This is a genomic window from Castellaniella sp. (assembly GCF_034007085.1).
Lineage (GTDB): Bacteria > Pseudomonadota > Gammaproteobacteria > Burkholderiales > Burkholderiaceae_B > Castellaniella.
Genome location: NZ_JAVERO010000196.1, coordinates 1 through 3,146 on the forward strand (window position 1 = coordinate 1; position 3,146 = coordinate 3,146).

At 64.4% G+C, this 3,146-nt stretch carries 5 protein-coding genes; all 5 read left to right on the forward strand.

Annotated features, from left to right (window positions below):
• The first annotated feature begins 231 nt into the window (after window positions 1–231).
• Complete coding sequence (locus tag RBR29_RS11580) at window positions 232–711, forward strand: flagellar basal body-associated FliL family protein (protein ID WP_320349431.1); 480 nt, start codon at window positions 232–234, stop codon at window positions 709–711.
• Entirely contained in the window at window positions 711–1,727 is a 1,017-nt protein-coding gene (fliM, locus tag RBR29_RS11585; RefSeq protein ID WP_320349432.1) for a flagellar motor switch protein FliM, read from the forward strand. The genes RBR29_RS11580 and fliM overlap by 1 nt, the downstream gene beginning before the upstream one ends.
• Window positions 1,728–1,810: 83 nt before the next feature.
• Window positions 1,811–2,251: a flagellar motor switch protein FliN gene (fliN, locus tag RBR29_RS11590; RefSeq protein ID WP_320349436.1), complete on the forward strand. Its 441-nt coding sequence runs from the start codon at window positions 1,811–1,813 to the stop codon at window positions 2,249–2,251.
• 6 nt (window positions 2,252–2,257) lie between these two features.
• Complete coding sequence (fliO, locus tag RBR29_RS11595) at window positions 2,258–2,578, forward strand: flagellar biosynthetic protein FliO (protein WP_320349433.1); 321 nt, start codon at window positions 2,258–2,260, stop codon at window positions 2,576–2,578.
• The coding region (locus tag RBR29_RS11600; RefSeq protein WP_320349435.1) for a flagellar type III secretion system pore protein FliP at window positions 2,578–3,146 on the forward strand (569 nt) is incomplete at its 3' end. The genes fliO and RBR29_RS11600, both read left to right, overlap by 1 nt.

The window sequence follows — 3,146 nt, forward strand, 5'->3', positions numbered from 1 at the left end:
AGGCCCAGGGCCAGACAACGCCGGCCCGCCATGGTGAATCCTCTTTCAGCCTGGACGGTCAGGTCGCGGATTCGACGGCCCTGCCTGTCGCATCCGCCCCCCCCAGAACCCTCTCCCGTCCGGACGCACTGGTGGATACCTTTGCGTGATTACTTTCGCTTTCCTGGGCAGGACCCGCATTAAAATGCCTCATTTTGCCCATCAGTCATCGTGACGCATTAACCCGGAACCATGCTCAGGCTACTCAAATTCATTCTCCTGCTCATCATCATCATCGGTGCCTCGGTCGGAGCCACGATGTGGTTCACCAGCAGGGACAGCGCCCCCGGCAACCCAGCGGTCGCCTCCGCCCCAGTCCAGGTGCCCCAGGCTCCTGTCGAGCCGCCCATGGTTCCGACTCCGATCTTTGCCGCGCTCGAACCGTTCACCGTCACACTGTACGGCGAAACCCGCAACCGGATCCTCTATACCGCGATCACCCTGCGCATGGGCGACGAGGCCTCTCGCCAGCAGATCACGGACTACATGCCTGAAGTCCGCGACCGCATCCTCAAGGTGCTGTCGGCGCAACCGCTAGCACTCATCCAGACGCCGGAAGGCCGCCAGGCGCTGGCCGACTCCCTGAAGGTGTCCCTGGCGCGCCCCTTTGCCGCGCAGCTGCCCGGCCCCCAGATCGCCGACGTGCTCTTCACAGCCTTCGTGGTGCAGTAATGGCCTACCACAGCATGCTCTCCCAGGACGAAATCGATGCCCTGCTTGCAGGCGTCACCGGTGAAGAGTCCTCGGTTCAGCAGGCCACCCCGGAACCCCAGGATGGGGTTCGTCCCTATGACCTGGGGTCGCCCGACCGTGTCGTGCGGCACCGGATGCAGACCCTGGAACTGATCAACGAACGCTTCGCACGGCGCCTGCGCTCGATGTTCTTCAGTTTCATGCGCCGCAACGCCGACATCACTGTCAACACGATCAAGATCCAGAAATATTCGGATTTCGAACGCAACCTGCCAGTGCCCAGCAACCTGAACATGGTCGCCCTGAAGCCGCTGCGCGGCACCGGCCTGTTCACCTACGACCCCAATCTGGTCTTCCTGGTCATCGACAGCCTGTTCGGGGGGCACGGACGCTACAACACCCGGATCGAAGGGCGCGACTTCACCAACACCGAACAGCGCATCATCCGCCGTCTGATGGGCTTGACGCTGGACTGCTACCGGGAATCCTGGGAATCCGTCTATCCGCTGGAACTGGAATACATCCGCTCGGAAATGCACACCAAGTTCGCCAGCATCAGTTCCGGCAACGATATCGTGGTGGTGTCCTCCTTCAACATCGAACTCGGCGCCTCCGGAGGCAGGCTCAACATCTGCCTGCCCTACTCGATGCTCGAGCCCATCCGTGACCTGCTGACGCGTCCGCTTCAGCAAGCCGCCGCCGACGCGATCGACCTGCGCTGGACCCAGCAGCTCTCGCGCGAAGTCCGCAGCGCCGAAGTCGAACTGGCGGTGGAATTCGCCCGGATCGACACTTCGATCGCCGAACTGATGCATCTTTCCGTGGGCGACGTGCTGCCAGTGGATATCCAGCCTACCGTCACGGCCCGCGTAGGCGGCGTCCCTGTGCTGGAATGCGGCTATGGCACATTCAACGGCCGCTATGCCCTGCGCGTGCGCAAGGTTCTGGCCTCGCCCGACGACTCCGACAAACTGCTAGCCCGCACGAAAAAATGAGCGACATCAAAGACGACACCCAGGACCCGAACCTGCCGGACCAGTCATCCACAGGCACTGCGGAAGACGACTGGGCCGCCGCCATGGCCGAACAACAGTCCGCGCACGACCAACCCACCCAGGCCAGCGGCCTGGGGGCAGAAGACGACTGGGCTGCCGCGCTGGCGGAACAAACCGCCGCATCCCAGGCAGCACCGGTCCAGTCCGCTGCCGCCCAGGTGTTCCAGCCCTTGTCCGGTCAGGCCAGCGAAGCCGACGGCGACATCGACATGATCATGGACATTCCAGTCCAGCTGTCCGTGGAACTGGGTCGTACACGCCTGACGATCAAGAACATCCTGCAATTGGGCCAGGGATCGGTGGTCGAACTCGACGGCCTGGCCGGCGAGCCCATGGACATCTACGTCAATGGCTATTTGATTGCCCAGGGTGAGGTCGTGGTCGTGGACGAAAAATACGGCATCCGCGTCACCGACATCATCACGCCTTCGGACCGCATTGCGCGGCTGAACAACCGCCGCTGACTGGGCATGGACCAGGATCAGATCCTGCGCGTCGTCCTCGCCCTGCTGTTCATCCTGGGCCTGTTGCTGATGCTGGCCTGGGTGGCTCGCCGAGGCGGCTGGCTGCCGGCGCGCACGCAGACACCCCGCCTGCGTGTACTCGGCACGCTCAGGCTCGGGGTGCGCAGTTCAGTCGCTCTGGTCCAGGTCGAAAACACCCGCCTGGTGCTGGGCGTGACCGCCCAGCAGATCACCCTGCTGCACACCCTGCCGGATCAACCCGGGTCCGGCGATGCGGCATCCGGGGACTTTGCCGAGACCCTCGGCAAGACCCTTTCGAGATCCTGATGCGCCGCCCCGCTGCACGCGCCACGCGATCGGCGCCCTGGCTGCTGGCCGCCCTGGCCTTGATCCTGTGGTGGCCCGCCAGCGCCCTGGCGCAGGCCACCCTGCCCGCCCTGACCGCTACGCCGGGCCCCAACGGCACCGAGACCTGGTCGCTCAGCGTCCAGACGCTGGTCATGCTGACCATGCTGTCGTTCCTGCCGGCAGCACTGCTGATGATGACGGGCTTCACCCGCATCATCATCGTGCTGGGCCTGTTGCGCAACGCGCTAGGCACCGGGGTCTCGCCACCCAATGCCGTCCTGGTGGGCCTGGCCCTGTTTCTGACTTTCTTCACCATGTCGCCGGTCTTCGACCAGATCTACGCCCAGGCCTACCAGCCGCTGGCGCGCGAAGAGATCTCCTTCGAACAGGCGCTGGACCGGGGCAGCCAGCCGCTCAAGGCCTTCATGCTGCGCCAGACCCGGGAATCCGACCTGACCATGTTCGCCGAAATGGCCGGCGTCGGCCCCCTGGAAGACGAAAACGCCGTCCCCCTGCGCGTGCTGGTACCGGCTTTCGTGGCCCGTGA